A 20,437-nucleotide genomic window follows, 5' to 3' on the forward strand; every position below is an offset into this window, starting at 1 on the left:
GGCTTGTTAATACAAAAAGGGTTAGCCAAATACTCTGTTCGCGTTATAACTTTGTTGCCGTGTAGATAACGTCAACAGGTACAGCGTCCTGCTGTAAAATAGCGCGAATAGGCATTTCAAATTTATCATCTGAAGCAAGCGCTTTATCTAAAACCGTTTTTTTGCTTGCGCCGACAATGTGTAAAAAGATTTGATTCGCGTTTAAAAGTGATTTCAATGTTAACGACATACGCTCATGAGGCGCTGTAGTCGGTTGTACCGCAATCACTAATTCTTCGCTTTCGAAGCATTGCTTAATTTGTTCTGAACAGGGGAACAAAGATGCCGTATGACCATCTTCACCCATGCCTAAAATCAGCACATCTAACGGTTGAGGTAAACCGGCTAAGCTTGCTGTCACACTTGCTTCTGAACCAAACGCCGATGCTTCAGGTGTTTTGATTGCAGCAAAAGTAGCCACCGCTGCTTTATTTTGCAGCAAGTTATTTTTAACTAAAGCGGTGTTACTGTCTTTGTGATCTTCTTCAACCCAACGCTCATCCGCTAGCGTAACGGTTACTTTTTCCCAAGCTAAATCAATTTGTGATAACGCTTTGAAAAAAGGAAGTGGCGTACTACCACCCGATACCACTAATGATGCTGCGCCTTTTGTAGCAATAGCGTCAGCCAAGATCCCCGCTACGCGTTCAGCGAAAGCAGGGTTTAACTCGTTAGTGTCTTTATATTCAACTAAATTCATCATACTTAACCTTATTTATCCCAATGACGACCGTCTTTATCTAACAATTCAAAAGACTCAACCGGCCCCCACATGCCAGCAGGATATGACTTAGGTTTATCACCTACTGTTTTCCATGCATCAAAAATGCCATCTACATATTTCCAAGCCGATTCAACTTCATCTCTACGCACAAATAAAGATTGATTACCTAATAACGCTTCAAGTAGTAAACGCTCATAGGCATCTGCAATACGTGAGTTTTTAAACGTGTCAGAGAAACTTAAATCCAGTTTAGTTTGCTGAAGTTTCATCGTTTCATCTAAGCCTGGAACTTTGTTCATCACTTGTACTTCAACACCTTCGTGTGGCTGTAAGCGGATGATCAATTTATTGTCTGGCACTTTTTGATATTCTTCGCTGAATATGTTGTGTGGTAATGATTTAAAATGGACAACGATTTCAGTTAACTTTTGTGGCATACGTTTACCCGTTCTAAGGTAGAACGGTACGCCAGCCCAGCGCCAATTATCAATATCGCAACGTAGCGAAACAAAGGTTTCAGTGCTGCTTTCAGTATTTGCACCTTCTTCTTCAAGGTAACCAGGCACATCATTGCCATTCATTTTGCCAGCGATGTATTGACCACGAACGGTTTTTATAGCTACGTTATCGGCTGTAATAGGACGTAAACATTTAATAACACGTACTTTTTCATGACGAATATCATCCGCATTTAAGCTCACCGGAGGATTCATCGCCACCAAGCTTAATACCTGTAATAAATGATTTTGTACCATGTCACGCATTTGACCGGCATCATCAAAATATCCCCAACGGCCTTCTATGCCCACTTCTTCAGCAACGGTGATTTGCACATGATCTATGCTTTTGTTATCCCAGTTTGAAGTGAAAATAGCGTTAGCAAAACGTAATGCAAGTAAGTTAAGAACGGTTTCTTTACCTAAGTAATGATCAATTCGGTAAGTTTGTTCTTCTTTAAAGAAACGAGCAACTTGGTCATTAATCACAGCAGAAGACACTAAATCATGGCCAATTGGCTTTTCTAAAACCACACGCGTTTCATCGTTAATTAATTCAGCAGTATGTAAACCTTCACAGATAGCCCCAAAAATCGACGGTGGCGTTGACATGTAATTAACCATCACTCGATTTTTAAGATCAACATGCTGTGCTAAATTTTTATAATCTTCGGTATCAGCCATGTTAACCATGCAGTAATCTAAACGGGCTTTAAAACGGCCCCAAACGGCTTGGTCGATCTCTTCTTTTACGAATGTCGATAAAGCGTCTTCAACAATATCAACATAATCATCAAGTTTGTATTCGTAACGAGCTACACCAACAATGCGCGTGTCGCTATGTAAAAGGTTTGCTTTTTCTAATTGATATAAAGCAGGTAATAATTTACGGCGTGCTAAGTCACCTTTTGTACCGAAAAGGACAAAATCGCAAGCTTTAGCTTTAGATTCAGAGACCATGATTGCTCCCATCGTGGATTTGATTAAAAGTGTGTGTATTAGGCATTTAAAGCCAATGCTTAATATATAACTATAAAAACTGTAATTTTACAACCTAAATAGCGTTTTTTAGTTAACAAAACGCTATTTTTTGTCTAAACTTACTAAAAAATAGGCACTAATTTGTTGCATACTTTCATTTTGCTGCATTAAGTGGCATTATAGCCTAACAATATGAAATTAAATTTCAGTGACATTAGCGTGAACCTTTTATACGGTATATAAAGCAATGAACATCTTAGAGAAAATCTCTCAGGTCCAAAACTCGTTCAGTAAATCTGAGCGTAAAGTAGCTGATGTTATAATAGCGTCTCCTGAAACAGCCATTCACTCAAGCATTGCCGCTTTAGCTAAAGCGGCCGACGTTAGTGAACCCACTGTAAATCGATTTTGCCGTCGACTAGAGACTAAAGGTTTCCCTGACTTTAAATTACACCTTGCACAAACAATTGCCAATGGCACTCCCTATGTTAGCCGTCATGTCGATGTTGACGATGGCCCTGACGCCTACTCTGCTAAAATTTTTGAATCTATAATGGCTGCGCTTGATGATGCCAGAAAAAGTTTAGATATTGTTAAGGTCAACAAAGCCGTTGATTATTTAACACAAGCAAAACATATTTCTTTTTTTGGGCTTGGCTCTTCATCATCGGTTGCACATGATGCGCAATATAAGTTCTTCAGGTTTAATATCCCTGTTAGCTGTTTTGACGATGTGTTGATGCAACGTATTAATTGTATCAATGCCAATGATAGTCATGTGATCGTGATCATCTCGCATACTGGCCGCACAAAAAGCTTAGTCGAAATAGCGAATATTGCACGTAGCAACGATGCGATCGTGATAGGTATTACCAGTGAAGATAGTCCACTTGCACAAGCTTCAAATTTGGTATTATCTATGGATGTACCAGAAGACACTGATATGTATATGCCAATGGCATCGCGTATTGCGCAACTGGCCTTAATCGATATTCTGGCTACAGGCTTTACATTACGCCGCGGCGATAAATTTATGCAAAATTTAAAGCGTGTCAAAGACGGACTCAAAGACTCTCGATATGAGAAATAAGCATTTAGATTAGCGATATAAAAAAGAATAAGGTTAAAGAAACTATAAACACTTGAAACCTAGCTGAAACACATGCAGAGTATCTTTAAACAAATTGAACACACAAAACGTTACATTAACGAACACGTTGCCGACTAAGTGCATCGGCAAACTAACGGGGAAATAGAATGACTAGAAGAACAAAAATAGTAACCACTTTAGGTCCAGCGACTGATCGTGATAATAATTTAGAAGAAATAATTAAAGCTGGCGCGAACGTTGTTCGCATGAATTTTTCACACGGTAGTGCTGAAGATCATATTGAACGAGCGGATAAAGTCAAAGCAATAGCAAAAAAATTAGGTGTTTATGTTGGTATCTTAGGGGACTTACAAGGCCCTAAAATTCGAGTTTCAACTTTTAAAGATGGCCCGGTATTTTTAGAAGAAGGTGCGGCATTCACACTCGATGCCGATTTAGGTAAAGGTGAAGGTACTGTTGATAGCGTGGGTCTCGACTATAAAGCGTTAGTCAAAGATGTTGTTGCAGGTGATACATTATTACTTGACGATGGCCGTGTACAACTGATTGTGAGTGGCGTTGAAGGCAACAAAATATTAACCAATGTCTCTATTGGCGGCAAACTATCGAACAACAAAGGCATTAATAAATTAGGGGGTGGCTTATCGGCCCCAGCACTAACAGCTAAAGATAAAAAAGATATCAAATTAGCCGCTAAAATTGGCGTTGATTTTTTAGCCGTTTCTTTCCCTCAATCCGGTGCTGATTTACGTTATGCGCGTCAATTAGCTGAAGAAGCGGGTTTAAATACCCAAATTGTTGCTAAAGTTGAGCGAGCTGAAACAGTTGCAACAGATGAAGCAATCGACGATATCATTATAAACTGTGATGTTGTCATGGTTGCACGTGGCGATTTAGGTGTAGAAATTGGCGACCCAGCATTAGTCGTTATCCAGAAAAAACTAATCTCTCGCTCTCGTCAATTAAACCGCGCGGTTATCACTGCAACACAAATGATGGAATCGATGATTGAAAACCCGATGCCAACACGTGCTGAAGTGATGGACGTTGCTAACGCGGTATTAGATGGCTCAGATGCGGTTATGCTTTCAGGTGAAACGGCAGCAGGTAAATACCCAATTGAAACGGTAACCTCGATGGCAAGTGTTGCAGTGGGCGCAGAAACTCACCCACATGTGTCATCTTCTAAGCATCGTTTATCTGAAGAGTTTGATTCAATTCCAGAAACGACAGCACTTTCAGCAATGTATGCGGCTAATCACTTACACGGCGTTAAAGCTTTAGTTTGCTTAACTGAATCAGGTAATACAGCGAAGTTAATGTCGCGAATTAGCTCTGGTATCCCAATTTTCTCTTTGTCACGCCATACCAGCACTTTAAATACCTGCGCTATGTATCGTGGTGTTCAACCTTTCTTTTTTGATTCAACAAAAAGTAACCCTGCATCATTAACAAAAGATGTCATGACTCTTTTGAAAGAATCTGGAAAATTAGAAGATGGCGATTTAGTGGTAATGACACACGGTGACGCAATGGAAACCGTTGGTGCCAGTAACTCATTTAAAGTGGTTAGAGCTTAATTAAAACCGCCTAAATCAACACTATAGTCAAAGCGATCGGGTTTTAGGGGAAGCCGTCAAAGCTACCGCGTCCTGCTCTCGCCCCTTACCTGCATCCATGCAGGCAAGCTTCGAGACGCCATGAGCATATGCTCTACTATGTGATTGGGGCCGCCTAAATGGATTTAGGTGTTAGAACGACGCAGGAGCCAAAGTCGAGAGTAAGCGCTGACAATGAACCATAAAACCTGAGCGAGAAGACTATATTAAGCCTGTGAGTTGCTAACCACAGGCTTTTTTTATGCCTATTTCGAGCTTACTTAGACAAAATTAACCCTATTAATCAACATTAACATACAGCCAAAACTCAGATAACTGCTCGCATAACCACTTCGGATCATCTAAAGGCAAATCGTGCCCTGCACTTTCATGCTGTATATGTTTAGTTTGCCACGCCTTTGCTAAATCAAGACTACATTGCTGATCAACTAATTGATCTAATTTTGAGCTCAATATTAACATCGGACAATTAGGTTTATTAACTAAGGTAAACCGTGCAGCCGCCTTTAATTGTTGATAAGCATTGTATATTGAAACAGGTTGACTCTGAGCAAATAAAAGCCAAGAACGCAGCAATGCTGAACTTAAGTCGACCGATTGTTGAGCGTGAATATTCGATGTTAATTGATATATAAGTTGCTCGCGTGCAGCGCTTTTACTGAATAACGCTTTGAAAATAAGCGGGTACTTCTGCCAACGTAATCGTTTATAAAAAGGCGTTATACCTTTTAAACTGCTATTGATTAAAACTAAAGATCGCACTTTTTTAGGTTCTGCTGTCGCCCACTCTGTCGCAACCATTCCGCCCATCGATAAACTTACGATATCAATAACTTGATGAGCGGGCACAAATGTCTTTAATTGCCTTTGCAATGACTTACGCATTGCCTGAATGGTATCTGGTGATGTTTCCGTGTTTAATAAACCGTTACCGGGTATATCTAAACAAATGAATTCTCGATCATAAAAATACTGCTTGGCGATACCGGTAAAATCCCCCCAATGCCTTTTTTCACGTAGTAGACCTCGCAATAAAATAACAGGTGGCTGCGGGTGAACACCGTTATTTTCAACTTCGTCATTATTCAAGTATCCCATTATGCTTGATCCTTGTACCAAAGTTTTTTTGCTCGTTCACAAAACTCACTATCGTTATCCATCTCTAGCCAATTTTTATAGGATGCCGTTGCTTGAATTAAAAAATCAATTAACGTTTGATGACCCCGTAAGACTCTTTTAATTCGATGCGGCTTTATCGGGTGATACAAACCCAATATTTTGAGTAATTGTAACGGGTTCTTTTTAACCCAACGCCACGATCCCATTTCTAACGTTAGGGGTAACAAGGTCGTTTGAGAGTCTATTGATAAATCATACAAATGATCCCATAAGTCACCATGACACAGATAATGTTTGGATTGCGGTTCAAATACATAGGGATGATAAGGGTGTGTTTTATTTAATAAGTTTTGCAGTTGATACAATTTACCAATATCACGGATGGGCTGAGTGGTTTTAGCGTAAGGAAACCATAATCGGTCACGAATACCAAAACCCGAATGACAATCAATAACCACACTCAATGGTGCTTTAAACGTTTTAGTTATAATAAAATCACACAAAGCTTGCGACTCTGTTTGCATTGGCTCATTCGCTTTACCTCTATACCAAGGTATACGTGTAGAAATACGTTGCCCGCCAACTAAAAAAGCCGCTCTTTTTTCGCTTTCTACCGGGGCATTGCGCATTAAATCAACGTGTTCACCATTTGATCGCCAATGGTTTAACATACCCACGGGGTTTAGTAATGGAATAAAATGAATACGTACATGCTCAAGTAAATGTTTAAAGTGAATATCCCAACTGAGCCGCTCAATTAACGTTTCTAAGGCAGCTAATACCACTTGAGTACCAATGCGTTCTAATCCATGTACACCGCCTACTAACGTGATAACAGGAGCATCGGGGTTATCTGAGCCCATACTGATCGCATATATTGGGAAAACATGAGTTTTATCACTCACCTCTGCAATGGTATTCACTTCTACGAATGAGGGAACTTGCGCAATAATCGATTCAAGCTGAACTAATTCGGGCAACAGAGAGGAATACTGACTAACCGGCATTTTACCTACCTAATATGATTTAGTGTTAATTTATTCTAATTTGGCGTGAGTTATCAGCGTATGCCCCATTATTTAATTTATCGTTAACTGATTTCGCCTAAGCAAATAACTTAGATCTAAAAAAGCACAACAAATAGCGAGTCCAACTTTTTAGTGTGATGTTACTTGTGATCTTAAAACACGCATACACTCACCATGATAACTAAACTAACTTAGCTTACTTTAAAATGAGATTAGCTGAATTATTGACTAATTTTTTATGACATTTATACGACATAAAGATTACACATGGCCTAGGTTTATACTTAAAGTTATTCCTGCTTTTCGAAAAAAATACAACGTGAATATTTTGCAGCAATGAATAATCACTATTACGCTTATAAAAGATAACGGTTTTAATGAGCTTAAACGTTGATAGATTTGAAGCAAAAAATAACGATTGGTTTTTTAACCAGCGAGATCACGCGTAATAATAATAGCCGGCTGTTTTTTGCATTAAAAAACCAAGCCATCAAAGCGAATTTAAATTTTATAGCGTACGAAGGCCGTTCGTTAAAAAGCGCAAACTACGCAGAAAAACAAAACAACTTTACTTACCAATTAGTGAATCAATCCAGAGTGGATCACATCATCGTACCTTCAGCGGCGATGCCAGAAAGTGTCAGTAACAAAGCATTTGATCAATTCTTTCAAAGTAAAACGAAACATCCAGTGATCACATATTATAATAAGCGAGCTCATCACCATGCTATACGCATTAATAATAGCTACGGTGAAACCAAGTTACTTGAGCATTTGATCAACGATCATGGCTTTCGAAAATTTATCGTTGTGCGTGGGCCAATAAGAGATTTAGACGCTAATCAGCGATTTGCATCGAGTATTCATATGCTTGAAAACGCGAGAATCAAACCGTTAGAATTTCAAAGCTCGTGGGCAGCAATAGACGGTATTAAAATAATAAAGCAGATCATTAAAAATCACTTAGATTATCAAGTCATTGTATTTCCAAACGATGAAACCGCAATAGCCGCCTTAGATTACATCAATAACTTTAAACCCGAGCTAAAACATCATTTTGCAATTGTTGGTTTTGATAACTCAGTCAATTCAAAAAATATTTCCCCCCAATTGACGACTGTCGATCATCCACACGAGGCGATGGCACAAAAAGCGATTGAACTGATTACAACAAAGCAACCTGTTATTACCGACAATATTTTCAATACCCATGAAATTATTAGAGCATCTTGTGGTTGTTCAACTAAAAATGAAGAGACAGCACCGACTCTAAAACTGTTCACCGATACTTTCAACATGCATGAAAACATTCAGGCGTTGAGTTACGATGAATATTTTAATAAGTTGTGTATCGCTTTAGCGGAAAAAGATATGCTGGGCTGCTCCATTTGTTTATACAATCACCCGCCATTTCAGCTCGACTCCAAATCAAACGTTCCACCCCAATCAACGCTTATATTTGAGTTTCATGATGGCCAACGTCAAGCCGAATTTGAAAAAGCCCATTTTGAAACCGGTAAATTACTACCCGATAATGTGATTTATAGAAAGCCTAATCATTACTTGCTCGTTAAAAATTTATTTTATAGTAATCATCATTTTGGCTATGTGGTATTTGATGTAAGCAGTGGTCGGCTACAAGACATAGCCGATATAACAGCGAATATAGCCACCTCGTTACACATAATATATTTGTTTGAATCGATGCAAAAAGCGCTCACTGAGAATGCACGGTTAGTTGAAAGCTTATCAGAAAAAAATACACATTTAATTAATGACAATTGTAGTCTCAAAGCTATATCAACAACGGATGAAATGACTAAATTGCTTAATCGTCGCGGCTTTAATCAAGCGATTAAACCGCTGATAAAAAATAACGAAGGTCAAACAGTGACTTTTTTATATGCCGATATGGATAGATTGAAATACGTTAATGATACATTTGGCCATCAAGCAGGCGACCATGCGATAACAGTTATGGCAAATACACTAAAAACCGTCTTTAGAAAAGACGATATCATCGCTCGCATTGGTGGCGATGAATTTGTTTTGTGTATCACAACCGATGATTTAGCTTACATACACACCATGATACAACGAGTAGATACCGAGTTAGCTAAACTCAATGATAACCCTTTCACTATCAGTATGAGTTTTGGTGTGCATTTAGCCATGCTTGATGAATTTTTTGATTTGGAACTTGCTATTAAGCAAGCTGACAAAAATTTATATACTCAAAAACAATTAAAAAAACAACGTTTAAAACAATCGAATCATACCAATTCATATAAATAAGTGATCTCTCAGAATGCATCCAGCGGTTTTTGAACAAGGCGTCGGTATACTTCAGGCATCCTGCCTTTCGCTAAAGCCAGCAAAGCTGTTCAAAAATGTTCCAGACATTTTTGTGTAGGAATGGTTGTTCCCTTTCAAATACCGATAACGCAGGTCAAAAGCCGCTGGGGCATTCCTTACAGCCGAGTTTAAATGCGCTTACTCTGTATTGCTCGAACTCAAAAGAGCACCACTATTCTTTCATTTAAGCGCATTTAAACGCTCGCTGACTGGGCACTTATTATTACGGATTGGTATTACACATCGACTCGATAGTTTAAATCCCCCACTTCATCACCTGTAATACCTCTAAAACCCCAACAATGCTTGGGTTGCTCTTTGATCGTAATTTCAACATCGATTGGGGAAATGGCAAGTTCGGCTTCGATATTATTGAATAACGCTTTTATCAGTGCTTTTTGTGTGTCAACTTTACGCCCTGCCATCATGTTTATTTCAATAACAGTATAAGCATCTGATCTTCCTTCGGGGTAATAGAAATCAGATTTGGTCATTGGAAAAAATCGATGTGCGCGTTTATCTTCAGGCATGCCTAAAACAACTTGCATTGACGCATGAATAATATTTGAGAGTTTTGCTTTAATGGGATTTAAATTTTCTTTGATACCATAAACGAGGATCATATTGTGTTTCCTTACGTTGATTATCCACAGAATAATTAATTTGCTTTTTTAAAAGCATATCTTTAACAAATTAGGTAAGAAAGTAAATAACCAAGTAGGTAAGAAAGTAAATAACCAAGTAGGATATGAGGCAGATAAAAATGGCGGTGAGAGAGGGGTTCGAACCCTCGATACGCTACAAACGTATACACACTTTCCAGGCGTGCGCCTTCAGCCGCTCAGCCATCTCACCGTTTTTATAAAAATCCTATTGCAGGACGGTCGTTATGGTAGGTAAATCTTTAAAATATAGCAAGTATAATCAATCAATTGCAGTCTATGTGTTTAATAATAAACCAATACGATTAAACACATACACAAGAAACAGTTTATGCCCACATTAAACGCTTATTAAGCATTACCTTTTAATTTCATATTTAAGGTTGCAGCAAAGTTTAGCATTCGATCAAGTGGAATTAATGCACGCAAACGTAAAGCTTCATCGACAAAAACTTCATGATGACCTTGTTCACCAGCCGTTAAAGCTTGCTCAATGGCCGCTAAGCCGTTCATTGCCATCCAAGGGCAATGAGCACATGTTTTACATGTTGCGCCTTCTCCACCGGTTGGCGCTTCTAAAAACACCTTGTCTGGAGATGATTGTTGCATCTTATAAAAGATACCGCGATCGGTCGCCACAATGAATTTTTTATTCGGTAATGTTTGGCTCGCTTTTATTAATTGACTTGTTGAACCAACGGCATCAGCAAGTTCGACAATTTCATCTGGCGATTCAGGGTGAACCAATACAGCAGCATCTGGGTTTTGCGCTTTTAAATTAACTAAAGCTTGTTGTTTGAATTCATCGTGAACAACACAAGCGCCATTCCACATTAACATTTTTGCGCCCGTTTGCTTCTCAATATAGCGACCCAAATGCTTATCGGGTCCCCAAATGATTTTATGGCCTTCCGAGTCGAGATGTTCAACAATTTCAAGTGCGATACTAGACGTAACAACCCAATCGGCACGAGCTTTAACAGCAGCAGACGTATTAGCATAGACAACAACAGTGTGATCAGGGTGAGCGTCACAAAATTCTGTAAATTCTTTTTCTGGACAGCCAACATCAAGTGAACAGGTTGCATCAAGTGTTGGCATAAATACGCGTTTTTCAGGGCTTAATATTTTTGCGGTTTCACCCATAAAACGGACACCCGCTACAATTAAATTGTCGGCGGCGTGATCACGACCAAAACGAGCCATTTCTAATGAATCAGAAACACAACCACCTGTTTCTTCCGCTAAAGCTTGAATCTCAGGGTCGGTATAATAATGCGCGATCAATACGGCATTTTTTTCTTTTAGCAATTGCTTAATACGTGTTTTATGTTCTTGTTTTTCAATATCACTTAACGCCTTGGGCTTAGGCGGGAATGGATAAGCAGCGTTACTAAAATCAATAATACTCATGCGTAATAAAATCCTGTGTTCTAGTGTGTTAAATGGCGGTAGTTGCGCGCGCGCATTATACAGGATACGTATGATAAAGACAGGTTGAAATTGATAAATATGAGATAGATTGTTCAGATGTGATTTATATAGTGGTGGGTCATGCTGGATTCGAACCAGCGACCAATTGATTAAAAGTCAACTGCTCTACCAACTGAGCTAATGACCCACTATATAAATAAACTGTAGTGTGACAAAAAAGTGGTGGGTCATGCTGGATTCGAACCAGCGACCAATTGATTAAAAGTCAACTGCTCTACCAACTGAGCTAATGACCCACTTTTTTGAAAACTTGATGATTGAAGATTGGTGGGTCATGCTGGATTCGAACCAGCGACCAATTGATTAAAAGTCAACTGCTCTACCAGCTGAGCTAATGACCCATCTTCAATGCTTGCCTAACATGCTTAATAAGCACCCCTTGGCAACGGAGGCGTATATTACTGATTTAAATTTTTAGTGCAACTACTTTTTGTTTGTTTTTTAAGTTTTATTTCAAAGTCTTAAAAAACAAACAATAACACCTCAAAAAACCACCAAAATGACTTTTTAAAATCTTAATCAATGCTTTATAAAGCACTTAATCTGTTTTTAGCTAAACGAGCAGCGCTCGTATCAGCACACTCATTTAATACTTTTTTATATAATTCAGCAGCATCGCCCAAATTATTTTGTTTTTGTGCCACCATACCCAATTTTAATAAAGCATCGCAGCGTTTATTAGAGTCTGGGTATAAATCAATTACCGTATTAAAATGGGTTGAAGCTTGTTTAAAATCACTTTTATTAAACAATAATTGCCCTAACCAATAATGCGCGTTAGGTAAATAAATTGAACTAGGAAAGGTTTTAATAAAGCTTTGGAATTCAGGTATCGCTTTATCATATAGTTTATCTTTCAAAACCATATTTACCGCACGATCATACGCTTCATTCTCATTTAAGTTGTCCGTCAATTGCACATCGTTTGATGTTGCCGTTGTTGGTACTAATGGTGAATGACCGCTTTGGCTGATTTCTTTTGTTTTCTCTATGACCGCAGATAACCGTGAGTCCATCTCTTGATATAAATCACGTTGCCGCTGTAATATTTGAGAAAGCTTGTAGCTATGCTCTTCTGTTACGCCTCGTAAATCACTAATCTCTTCTTGAAGACTGTCAATTTGTTGAGCAAGGTTAACTTGGGCACGACTACGCGCTTCTATAACACGCTCTAGCTTTTCAACTCTTTCATCAAGTTCAACTAATGTTGATTTTGCAAAAGCAGTTGGCGATGCCGCTATAAAAACAGCGGCACTTAACAAAGCCATACGAAAATGATGTTTACTCATAATACGTATTAATATACCAAGATTGCGCGACGGTTAGCAGCAAATGCAGCTTCGGTACGTGAACGATCAGTTGGTTTTTCTTCGCCATAACTTACGGTCGAAATCTGTGAAGATGAAACACCTAAGTTTTCTAAATAACGGGCAACTGCTTTAGCACGACGTTCGCCTAATGCAATATTGTATTCAGGTGTACCGCGCTCATCACAATGGCCTTCTACAACCACTTTAACACTGGCATTATCACGTAAATAAACAGCATGCGCTTCTAATACTTCGAAGTATTCGCCTGCAATGCGAGATTGATCAAATTCAAAATTAATAACGGTATTTTGACGTAATGCATCTTGCTTACGCTTACGCTCTTGAATTTTGAATGCTTTTTCTTTTTCAATCGCACTCACTGCAACATCTTGGCTGTTTGCTTTTTCAGCTTTAGCGGTTTCAGCGGCATTAGTTTCAACCTGACTTTCTGCGTCACTTGTCGAACCACAAGCGGTTAAAGTCATAATAGGTAAAGCTAGCGCGAGTGCTTTAATAATTTTTGAAGACTGCATCATTTTTTCCTTTATCTTTCTTTTATAATTAAAATTCAAATTCTTGGTTATTGCATTGGCGACCAAGCAGGTGATTTTACTTGGCCTGAGCCCGAAGGCAATCTCGCTTTAAATCGTCCGTCCAGCGAAACAAGGGCCAGTACTTGATTTCCTTCATGCAACGTACTGTAAATAATCATACTGCCATTGGGTGCAATACTCGGTGATTCATCTAAGTATGTTTTAGTTAAAACTTGTAATGAACCCGATGTTAAATCTAGACGACCTATATGGTAGTTGCCACGTGTTCTATTTACCATTACAAGATCTAGGCCATCTGGCGTATAAGAACCACCTAAATTCATATCACCCGTAAAAGTCTTACGCTTTAATCGCATTGTGTCTAAATTTACGCTATAAAGTTGAGGTTTACCACCCCGTTCTGAGGTAAAAATCAGTTTCTTACCATCAGGGGACCAGCTTGGCTCAGTGTCGATTGCACGATGCTTAGTTACTCGTGTTAATTTTTTACTCGCCAAATTCATAACGTAAATTTCTGGATTGCCATCTTTAGACAAAACCATCGCCATTTGAGTGCCATCCGGTGACCATTGTGGTGCACCATTAATTCCAGGAAAAGATGAAATCATTTCGCGAGCCGTACTATATAAGTCTTGAATATAGATCTGAGCTTGACGGTTTTCAAAAGTCACATAAGCCAACTTAGTGGCATCAGGCGACCAACTCGGCGACATAAGTGGCTCTTGGCTTGATAAAAGTTGTCGCTCACCGTAACCATCATAATCAGCAACCATTAATTTATAAGGTTGCTCAATACCTTCTTCAACATCCACTTGAACATAAGCAATTCGCGTTTTAAATGCGCCCGGTATTCCCGTTAATGTTTCAAACACACTATCTGATATATGATGGCCTAAACGACGAAAGCGTGGCGCATCGGCAGTGACATCCGCATCATACATGATATGATCGTTCGACTCGATTAATTGCCCTTCTGATAATATTTTTGAGCTACCGCCAGTAATTTGTCCACGCACAATATCAATCAACGTAATATGTACTTGATATTGCTCTAAAGCGACTTCTTTAACATGACCAATCAAAATAGCCTCAACACCTAAACCCGCCCATGCCGCATAATCAACATCGCTTTCTACATTCGGTTTTTGTGGCATGTTGATTTCAGCAATAGGGTTAAACTTTCCACTTCGCGCTAAATCAGCGGCAATAATACTCGACAATTTTAATGGCGCATCGCCCTGCCCTTCATAAGAAAAAGGCACAATAGCGATCGGTCTGGCGGTGTCTAACCCTTCAGTGATCAGTATTTCTAACGCAGCTTGAGATTGAAAACAAGATAAGACCAAACTCAACAATAAAATAATTCTTTTCATTACACACTCTAAATTAAACATAAATAGTTTTGCGACTTCAAACTCGAATAAGCATTAATACCGACTTACTTAAAAATAGGTTCAACAGTTAGATTAATATTTTTCAGTTCAGCAAAAACGTCAGGGTCTTGCGATACAGGCACCGTTTCCGCTTTAATAACCGCTCTTTCGGCTGCAACACAGAGTCGCTCATCACCAGCTAATTTTTTAACACCTATAACAAAACCACTCGCGGCCAGTTTAATGTTAAGTTTACAAGACTTACCCTTAAATGTCTCATCAACCAATAAATGCTGCTGTATCGTGTTACGTATCAAAGCTTGGTATTTCTGCCTTTCTGTGAGTATTTGCTTTTGCTTTGCTTTTTGACGAGCCGCCTGTTCAACTGCTAACTGCTCAGCCATTTGTTTTTCTAACTCCGCTTTTTCTTGTGCTTCTAGCGCTTTCCGTTTGCGTTCAGCAATTAAGGCCTGCTCACGCTTTTTAGCGTCATCGGCTCTTTGCTTAGCGGCCTGCGCTTCTTGCTCAGCTTGTGCTTTGGCCTGCTCTTGAGCTTCGGCTTGTTTTTTTAACTCTTTAGCACGTTTGGCTTCTTTAATTTGTAATTCTTTTGCAGCGTCGGCTTCTTGTTGAGCTTTCTTTTTTTGTTGTGTTAAATCTTTAATCTGTTTTTGATTACTGTTTAATTTTGATTCAGCGCGTTCAGCCCTGCGTTCCAGGTCTTTAACTCTCTTTTCTTCTGCTTTTTTTAGCGCTACTTGTTGAGCTTCAATACGTTTAACTTGTTTTTGCATTTCAGTTTTATCTATCGATACCGCTTTAACAATATCAGGTTCATTGTTTGATACCTGAGGTTGCGGCGGTGGCGTAATTTCAAAACTAAAAAATAAAACAAAGCCTATCGCTATATGTACACCAAATGATGAAATAAATGAGACTAGATATTGCTGCATCATTAAATTACTCCGGCGTATCGGTCATTAATCCAACCGATGGTACACCTGCTTTTTGCAGTAATACCATTAATTGCACAACCGTATTGTAATCAACTCGTCCATCACCTTCGACCATAACAGGGCTTTCTGGTTGTGCTTGCATATAGGCTGCCACTAAAGTAGCGATTTCTTGCGGTAACAACGGCCCTTGCTTTTCACTGCCAACCGTTAAAAAATATTCGTAATCAATTGTGACAGAAGCAACAATCGGTGGTTTTGAATCTTCAGCTAAAGGGTTGGCCTGTGCTTTGGGTAAATCAACATTAACCCCTTGGGTAATCAACGGTGCAGTTACCATAAAAATAATAAGCAAAACCAGCATGACATCGATATAGGGCACAACATTTATTTCAGCGACTGGGCGTCGACGGGTACGCGGAGGCGGTTGCTGCATTTATTTGTCTCCTGACGCTGACTCGGTTGCAGCTAAAGCTTGACGATGCAAAATAGCAGAAAATTCTTCCATAAAATTGTAATAGCTGGTTTCTATTTTTTCGACATTGTTAGCAAATCGATTGTAAGCGACAACCGCTGGAATAGCAGCAAACAACCCCATTGCAGTTGCAATCAACGCTTCAGCGATACCGGGTGCAACCATAGATAAAGTCGCTTGTTGGACTTCACCTAACGCAATAAAAGAATTCATGATGCCCCAAACAGTACCAAATAAACCAATATAAGGACTAATTGAACCCACGGTAGCTAAAAACGATAGATTAGTTTCAAGCTTTTCGACTTCACGAGATAAAGATACACGCATTGCACGGTGCGTCGCATCCATAATGGTATCTGACGAGCCTGTTGTACCTCGTCGGTGGCGAGCAAATTCTTTGAAGCCCGATTTAAAAATAAGTTCCAAGCCGTTTTTGTTCAAATTGTCGGTATTTAATTCTTGATAAAGTCGAGCTAAGTCAATGCCTGACCAAAACTTATCTTCAAATTGTCGTGCTTTTATGCGGGCATCTTTTAAAATCGAATTACGTTGAAAAATCATAGTCCATGAAATAACTGACAGCGCTAATAACAAAATCATCACTGCTTGTACTAATATACTGGCTTGTAAAAATAATCCCCAAAAGGTGATATCAGCAGACACGTTCTAATTCCTCATAAATTGTTTCGGGTATACGTACAGGTTTCATTGAAGCTAATAACACCGAAACAACTGTAATTTCACAGGTGTTAATCGGCTTACCATCAAGTTCAATCCATTGTGTAAATTCAACACTGGCTTTTTTTAAATGCTTAATTTTTGTTTTAACAACCAAATCATCATTAAATCTCGCTGGCGCTTTATTATCAATAACAATATTTTTTATAACAAAACCCATGCCTTGACTAAAAAGTACCGTCTGACAAACATTCAGCGCGCCTAACATTTCGGTACGAGCCCGTTCATAATATTTTAAATAGTTAGCGTGATAAACGACGCCACCGAGATCAGTATCTTCATAATAAATACGAACCGGAAAACGATATATTACATTATCAAAACCAGCACTAATCATAAGTTACCTATAAATAAAATCGGACTGCAAATTAAACACAAACTATTGAGTTTGCAAAGGCGGTTAAACGTTCATTAATTACCGTTTATCGCTAAACGATCATCATGCTCAGTATAAAATTATTCAGTTTTATTCTAAGCGGTTATATTAATAATTTTCTTATTGAGAAGACTTGTTTTTGGTAAAAAAGTTTACTCACATATAAAAAATGATAATCAACAGCCGAATATTGACTCTGTTTTAAGCATCAACGCTATCGTGTTTGCATACATTTTATCTTGATAGCGACTCATATACTTAACACATTTTTAACTCGTTCGGCACTCAACCGCTCATGCATACCCTGTTTAAAAGACCACTCTTTCTTATACGCTTTATTTTTTCTAAATAAATGAATATTAACAAATAAATTTAAATAACGAGTTAATATACAAAATAAAACGTAAACTTGTTTCAAATATGCCAAAAAGCCGTTACGACTTAAAGTCGATTATGGAATATACAAGATGATTATGCGTATGGTGAACGAGTGTATTTTTGGTAACTTGCTCTTTAACTAATGGCGGGCAGCAGTTTAAATAAATAGTCTGCTCTCTAAATGCATTAGTTTTTCTAATGCGAGGTATTGATTTATATCGTTTGTTGTTTTTATTCATTTAGCTAAGATACGCACATCTGAAACGTTAAACCCCTTTAGCGCACTACATTGTAGTACTCGGATTGATATTGACATGTTCCCAAGATGTTTTTGTATCTTACACTTTTGCCCAGTTTATTAACTGGGCTTTTTTTTGCGCGTTTTATTTAAACGGCCGTTATACCTTTTTTGTTAACCCAAAATGTTCATAAGCTCGCAGTGTCGCAATGCGCCCACGAGGTGTACGCTGTATAAAGCCTTGTTGGATCAAAAACGGTTCAATAACATCTTCGATAGTATCTTTTTCTTCACCTATCGCAGCAGCAAGATTATCAAGACCAACCGGGCCACCATCAAATTTATCAATGATGGTATCTAGGATTTTTCGGTCCATATAATCAAAGCCTTTTATATCCACTTCCAGCATGTCTAACGCCGCCGCTGTCACATCTTGGCTAGCATCACCTGCGGCTTTTACTTCAGCATAATCTCGCACTCGGCGTAAAAGTCGATTAGCGATTCGAGGCGTTCCGCGAGCTCGCCTTGCTACTTCTAGTGCGCCTTCTTCACCCATATTCATCTTTAAATGACTAGCTGAACGCATCACAATTTTTTGCAGTTCTTCAACTTTATAAAACTCTAAACGCTGAACAATACCAAAACGATCACGTAACGGAGATGTAAGTGAACCGGCTTTGGTTGTCGCTCCAATTAATGTAAAAGGGGGTAAATCAAGCTTTATTGAGCGAGCGGCGGGGCCTTCACCTATCATAATATCTAGTTGATAATCTTCCATCGCCGGATAAAGTACCTCTTCAACAACTGAGCTAAGGCGATGAATTTCATCAATAAACAAAACATCATTAGGCTCAAGGTTGGTTAGCAGTGCCGCTAAATCGCCAGCCTTTTCTAACACCGGACCCGATGTCGTTTTAATATTCACATTCATTTCATTGGCCAATATGCGAGCCAATGTTGTTTTGCCTAAACCAGGCGGACCAAAAATAAGTACATGATCGAGTGCATCTTGGCGATTTATCGCCGCTTCAATATAGATACTCATTTGTTCGACGACATGCGTTTGCCCCGTGTACTCACTTAACGCTTGTGGTCTTATCGCTCTATCAATAACCTCTTCATCAATATCAAGGCTGGCGCTAATTATTCGATCGGCTTCTATCATCGTTATAACATCGCTTTAAGTGCTTCTTTAATCACAGCTTCGCTACTCATACCAAGTTTTGCCACTTTTTTAACGGTCGATTCCGCTTGTGCAGGTTTGTAACCTAGCGCTATAAGCGCATCAATAGCATCATTAACGGGACTATGCGCAACCTCTAATGGTAAATCACCAGACGAGGCGATTTTTTCGGGACTTGTAACTTGAGGTATATCTCGCCAATTTTTTAATCGGTCAGACATTTCAAGTAATAACCGTTCCGCGGTTTTTTTGCCAACACCCGGTATTTTAACAAGTCGACTCACATCTGCTTGGTTAACCGCCCAAATGAAATCTTCAGCCGACATAGCAGATAAAATACCTAAGGCTAATTTGGGTCCGACACCATTAGCTTTTAGTAATTCACGAAATAAGTCACGTTCAAATTTAGTGATAAAACCATATAAGGCTTGAGTGTCTTCACGGTATACCGCATGTATAAATAAAGTAACGAGACTGTCATCTTGCGGCAATGCGTAAAAACTGGTCATGGGCAAATTAACTTCGTAACCCACTTGGTTCACATCGAGTACACATTGTGGTGGTGTTTTTTCAATAACAACACCGGTTAATCTAACAATCATAAATATCCTTAACGCCTTAAGCGACCTCTAACCGTTTTACTCGCTTGGCCAGCCATATAAACCAAGCTTTGACGAGTGTGAGCATGACACATTGCGATAGCAAGTGCATCTGCTGCATCTGCTTGTGGCATTTTAGATAAGTTGAGTATGCTCTGTACCATATGCTGCACTTGGCTTTTAGTTGCATTACCTTTACCCACAACCGATTGTTTTATTTGCCTAGCTGAGTATTCAAAGACAGGCAAATCGACTAAAACAGCAGCAACGATAGCGGCACCTCGAGCCTGGCCTAACTTTAAAGCTGAGTCAGGGTTTTTAGCCATAAAAACCTGCTCGATAGCAAACTCTTCTGGTTGAAATTGTTTTATGATTTCGGTAATGCCCTGGTGTATATTTTTGAGTCTCTCAGGTAAAGGGGCATCACCTAAGCGAATACAGCCACTGCCTAGATATTCAAATTTATTGCGTACCTGCCTGATCACACCATAGCCAGTTAAACGCGACCCTGGATCAATACCTAAAAATACAGTCACTTATATCTTACCCACACTTCATTTTTAGGTTCTATAAATGAAACAAAACGACAGGCTGAATTAAGCACTATCGTTTTATTTGTTATTTAAGTTTA

The 20,437-nt window shown here is 38.9% G+C and carries 19 protein-coding genes and 4 tRNA genes; 3 read left to right on the forward strand and 20 right to left on the reverse strand.

What is annotated here, in order from left to right:
- Positions 1-43: 43 nt before the first annotated feature.
- Together pgl and zwf are read right to left on the reverse strand one after the other, a co-directional pair.
- A complete protein-coding gene (gene pgl, locus DPX34_RS00225; RefSeq protein ID WP_111976403.1) occupies positions 44-739 on the reverse strand; it encodes a 6-phosphogluconolactonase in 696 nt (231 codons plus the stop codon).
- Positions 740-750: 11 nt separating this feature from the next.
- The gene (gene zwf, locus DPX34_RS00230; protein WP_111976404.1) at positions 751-2,220 is read right to left on the reverse strand and encodes a glucose-6-phosphate dehydrogenase; all 1,470 of its coding nucleotides are present in this window, start codon (positions 2,218-2,220) and stop codon (positions 751-753) included.
- Between the two features lie 268 nt (positions 2,221-2,488).
- Here zwf and DPX34_RS00235 point away from each other — a divergent pair, with 268 nt between their 5' ends.
- Positions 2,489-3,331, forward strand: coding sequence for a MurR/RpiR family transcriptional regulator (locus tag DPX34_RS00235; protein ID WP_111976405.1), 843 nt, complete (start codon positions 2,489-2,491; stop codon positions 3,329-3,331).
- Positions 3,332-3,498: 167 nt separating this feature from the next.
- Positions 3,499-4,932 carry a pyruvate kinase gene (gene pyk / locus DPX34_RS00240; RefSeq protein ID WP_111976406.1) on the forward strand — a complete coding sequence of 478 codons (1,434 nt, stop codon included), beginning with the start codon at positions 3,499-3,501 and terminating at the stop codon, positions 4,930-4,932.
- A gap of 318 nt (positions 4,933-5,250) precedes the next feature.
- On the opposite strand, the gene DPX34_RS00245 is transcribed toward pyk, so the two are convergent.
- Positions 5,251-6,069, reverse strand: coding sequence for an alpha/beta fold hydrolase (locus DPX34_RS00245; RefSeq protein WP_111976407.1), 819 nt, complete (start codon positions 6,067-6,069; stop codon positions 5,251-5,253).
- Positions 6,069-7,097 carry a M14 family zinc carboxypeptidase gene (locus tag DPX34_RS00250; protein ID WP_111976408.1) on the reverse strand — a complete coding sequence of 343 codons (1,029 nt, stop codon included), beginning with the start codon at positions 7,095-7,097 and terminating at the stop codon, positions 6,069-6,071. Before DPX34_RS00250 ends, DPX34_RS00245 begins: the two co-directional genes overlap by 1 nt.
- A gap of 420 nt (positions 7,098-7,517) precedes the next feature.
- Here DPX34_RS00250 and DPX34_RS00255 point away from each other — a divergent pair, with 420 nt between their 5' ends.
- On the forward strand, positions 7,518-9,413 hold the full coding sequence (locus tag DPX34_RS00255; protein ID WP_111976409.1) for a diguanylate cyclase domain-containing protein: 1,896 nt from the start codon (positions 7,518-7,520) through the stop codon (positions 9,411-9,413).
- Between the two features lie 296 nt (positions 9,414-9,709).
- Here the strand turns inward: DPX34_RS00255 and DPX34_RS00265 are convergent, their stop codons facing one another.
- The 16 genes from DPX34_RS00265 to ruvC all read right to left on the reverse strand — a co-directional run bounded on the left by DPX34_RS00265 (position 9,710) and on the right by ruvC (position 20,342).
- A complete protein-coding gene (locus DPX34_RS00265) occupies positions 9,710-10,096 on the reverse strand; it encodes a tautomerase family protein (RefSeq protein ID WP_111976410.1) in 387 nt (128 codons plus the stop codon).
- Positions 10,097-10,237: 141 nt separating this feature from the next.
- Positions 10,238-10,328 (reverse strand) — tRNA-Ser (locus DPX34_RS00270).
- Positions 10,329-10,486: 158 nt separating this feature from the next.
- Positions 10,487-11,548 (reverse strand): quinolinate synthase NadA, encoded by a 1,062-nt coding sequence (gene nadA, locus DPX34_RS00275; RefSeq protein WP_111976411.1) that lies wholly within the window; start codon positions 11,546-11,548, stop codon positions 10,487-10,489.
- 132 nt (positions 11,549-11,680) lie between these two features.
- Positions 11,681-11,756, reverse strand: a tRNA-Lys gene (locus tag DPX34_RS00280).
- 33 nt (positions 11,757-11,789) lie between these two features.
- Positions 11,790-11,865 (reverse strand) — tRNA-Lys (locus DPX34_RS00285).
- A 29-nt stretch (positions 11,866-11,894) separates the two neighbouring features.
- Positions 11,895-11,970 (reverse strand) — tRNA-Lys (locus DPX34_RS00290).
- Between the two features lie 186 nt (positions 11,971-12,156).
- A complete protein-coding gene (gene ybgF / locus DPX34_RS00295; protein ID WP_111976412.1) occupies positions 12,157-12,918 on the reverse strand; it encodes a tol-pal system protein YbgF in 762 nt (253 codons plus the stop codon).
- Between the two features lie 8 nt (positions 12,919-12,926).
- Positions 12,927-13,472 carry a peptidoglycan-associated lipoprotein Pal gene (gene pal / locus DPX34_RS00300; RefSeq protein WP_111976413.1) on the reverse strand — a complete coding sequence of 182 codons (546 nt, stop codon included), beginning with the start codon at positions 13,470-13,472 and terminating at the stop codon, positions 12,927-12,929.
- 47 nt (positions 13,473-13,519) lie between these two features.
- Positions 13,520-14,866, reverse strand: a complete 1,347-nt coding sequence (gene tolB / locus DPX34_RS00305; protein WP_198673589.1) for a Tol-Pal system beta propeller repeat protein TolB — start codon at positions 14,864-14,866, stop codon at positions 13,520-13,522.
- Between the two features lie 65 nt (positions 14,867-14,931).
- Positions 14,932-15,822, reverse strand: coding sequence for a cell envelope integrity protein TolA (gene tolA / locus DPX34_RS00310; protein WP_232824613.1), 891 nt, complete (start codon positions 15,820-15,822; stop codon positions 14,932-14,934).
- Positions 15,823-15,826: 4 nt separating this feature from the next.
- Positions 15,827-16,255 carry a protein TolR gene (gene tolR, locus DPX34_RS00315; protein WP_111976415.1) on the reverse strand — a complete coding sequence of 143 codons (429 nt, stop codon included), beginning with the start codon at positions 16,253-16,255 and terminating at the stop codon, positions 15,827-15,829.
- Entirely contained in the window at positions 16,256-16,957 is a 702-nt protein-coding gene (gene tolQ, locus DPX34_RS00320; protein WP_111976416.1) for a protein TolQ, read from the reverse strand. It lies immediately after the preceding gene.
- A complete protein-coding gene (locus DPX34_RS00325) occupies positions 16,947-17,369 on the reverse strand; it encodes a YbgC/FadM family acyl-CoA thioesterase (RefSeq protein ID WP_111976417.1) in 423 nt (140 codons plus the stop codon). The genes tolQ and DPX34_RS00325 overlap by 11 nt, the downstream gene beginning before the upstream one ends.
- Positions 17,370-18,184: 815 nt before the next feature.
- The gene (gene ruvB / locus DPX34_RS00330) at positions 18,185-19,189 is read right to left on the reverse strand and encodes a Holliday junction branch migration DNA helicase RuvB (RefSeq protein WP_111976418.1); all 1,005 of its coding nucleotides are present in this window, start codon (positions 19,187-19,189) and stop codon (positions 18,185-18,187) included.
- Positions 19,190-19,191: 2 nt separating this feature from the next.
- Complete coding sequence (ruvA, locus tag DPX34_RS00335) at positions 19,192-19,809, reverse strand: Holliday junction branch migration protein RuvA (RefSeq protein WP_111976419.1); 618 nt, start codon at positions 19,807-19,809, stop codon at positions 19,192-19,194.
- An 8-nt stretch (positions 19,810-19,817) separates the two neighbouring features.
- Positions 19,818-20,342: a crossover junction endodeoxyribonuclease RuvC gene (ruvC, locus tag DPX34_RS00340; RefSeq protein ID WP_111976420.1), complete on the reverse strand. Its 525-nt coding sequence runs from the start codon at positions 20,340-20,342 to the stop codon at positions 19,818-19,820.
- Positions 20,343-20,437 lie beyond the last annotated feature (95 nt).

Source organism: Algibacillus agarilyticus (assembly GCF_003286125.1).
In the GTDB taxonomy this organism is placed as follows: Bacteria; Pseudomonadota; Gammaproteobacteria; order Enterobacterales; family Alteromonadaceae; genus Algibacillus; species Algibacillus agarilyticus.

What these genes read in the sequence shown, in the direction of transcription:
- pgl (WP_111976403.1), bottom strand. Translation starts at nt 739, where the DNA reads ATGAATTTAGTTGAATATAAAGACACTAACGAGTTAAACCCTGCTTTC.
- zwf (WP_111976404.1), bottom strand. Translation starts at nt 2,220, where the DNA reads ATGGTCTCTGAATCTAAAGCTAAAGCTTGCGATTTTGTCCTTTTCGGT.
- DPX34_RS00235 (WP_111976405.1), top strand. Translation starts at nt 2,489, where the DNA reads ATGAACATCTTAGAGAAAATCTCTCAGGTCCAAAACTCGTTCAGTAAA.
- pyk (WP_111976406.1), top strand. Translation starts at nt 3,499, where the DNA reads ATGACTAGAAGAACAAAAATAGTAACCACTTTAGGTCCAGCGACTGAT.
- DPX34_RS00245 (WP_111976407.1), bottom strand. Translation starts at nt 6,069, where the DNA reads ATGGGATACTTGAATAATGACGAAGTTGAAAATAACGGTGTTCACCCG.
- DPX34_RS00250 (WP_111976408.1), bottom strand. Translation starts at nt 7,097, where the DNA reads ATGCCGGTTAGTCAGTATTCCTCTCTGTTGCCCGAATTAGTTCAGCTT.
- DPX34_RS00265 (WP_111976410.1), bottom strand. Translation starts at nt 10,096, where the DNA reads ATGATCCTCGTTTATGGTATCAAAGAAAATTTAAATCCCATTAAAGCA.
- nadA (WP_111976411.1), bottom strand. Translation starts at nt 11,548, where the DNA reads ATGAGTATTATTGATTTTAGTAACGCTGCTTATCCATTCCCGCCTAAG.
- ybgF (WP_111976412.1), bottom strand. Translation starts at nt 12,918, where the DNA reads ATGAGTAAACATCATTTTCGTATGGCTTTGTTAAGTGCCGCTGTTTTT.
- pal (WP_111976413.1), bottom strand. Translation starts at nt 13,472, where the DNA reads ATGCAGTCTTCAAAAATTATTAAAGCACTCGCGCTAGCTTTACCTATT.
- tolB (WP_198673589.1), bottom strand. Translation starts at nt 14,866, where the DNA reads ATGAAAAGAATTATTTTATTGTTGAGTTTGGTCTTATCTTGTTTTCAA.
- tolA (WP_232824613.1), bottom strand. Translation starts at nt 15,822, where the DNA reads ATGATGCAGCAATATCTAGTCTCATTTATTTCATCATTTGGTGTACAT.
- tolR (WP_111976415.1), bottom strand. Translation starts at nt 16,255, where the DNA reads ATGCAGCAACCGCCTCCGCGTACCCGTCGACGCCCAGTCGCTGAAATA.
- DPX34_RS00325 (WP_111976417.1), bottom strand. Translation starts at nt 17,369, where the DNA reads ATGATTAGTGCTGGTTTTGATAATGTAATATATCGTTTTCCGGTTCGT.
- ruvB (WP_111976418.1), bottom strand. Translation starts at nt 19,189, where the DNA reads ATGATAGAAGCCGATCGAATAATTAGCGCCAGCCTTGATATTGATGAA.
- ruvA (WP_111976419.1), bottom strand. Translation starts at nt 19,809, where the DNA reads ATGATTGTTAGATTAACCGGTGTTGTTATTGAAAAAACACCACCACAA.